This is a genomic window from Noviherbaspirillum sp. ST9, from assembly GCF_048799745.1.
In the GTDB taxonomy this organism is placed as follows: domain Bacteria; phylum Pseudomonadota; class Gammaproteobacteria; order Burkholderiales; family Burkholderiaceae_D; genus Noviherbaspirillum.
This window is the reverse complement of sequence record NZ_JBLWFR010000186.1, coordinates 1-548: the sequence shown is the minus strand read 5'-3', so window position 1 is coordinate 548 and position 548 is coordinate 1. Positions and strand designations below refer to the sequence as shown.

The window sequence follows — 548 nt, the reverse complement described above, 5'->3', positions numbered from 1 at the left end:
AGCAGGTTCACGCCGTTGAACGAGGCGTTCTTCAGATAGGTCTGAATCTGCTGGGCGGTCTCCTGGTACTTGGACTGGAAAGCGGCGCGGCTGTTGGCGTCCAGGCTCGTATCCGAAGCCGACAGGGCCAGCTGCTTCATCTGGGTGAGGGCGCTGGAGATCGAGTTGCCGGCCGAAAGGGCCACGTCCACCGTGGAGACGCCGCGGTTCAGGGAGTCCTTCACGGAATCGAAGGCCGTATTCTGAGCGCGGAGGTTTTGGGCGATGGCGTAGATGGCGCCGTTGTCCTTGGCGCTCGACACCTTCTGGCCGGTGGAGATGCGGTTCTGGGTGTCCTGCAGCGCCTGGTTGGTGGCGTTGAGGTTCTCGAGCGCGATGAGGGCGTTCGAGTTGGTGTTGATCGAATTGAGAGCCATTTGGCTGCGTCCTTCTTCGAGGTTTCCGCGCTCAATTCTCGAACGCGGGAGCGTTTTGCTCGTCCCTCTCCAAGCAAGGATCGCGCCAAGCCAGAACGGCGGCGCGCGACGCTGAACCTATTGACTTTGCAG

The 548-nt window shown here is 61.3% G+C and carries 1 protein-coding gene; it reads right to left on the bottom strand.

Features of this window, described 5'->3' with window-relative positions; all coding sequences use genetic code 11:
• Positions 1-416, bottom strand: a 416-nt coding sequence (locus ACNOHI_RS25435; protein WP_420477507.1) for a flagellin, incomplete at its 3' end; no start/stop codon positions are given.
• Positions 417-548 lie beyond the last annotated feature (132 nt).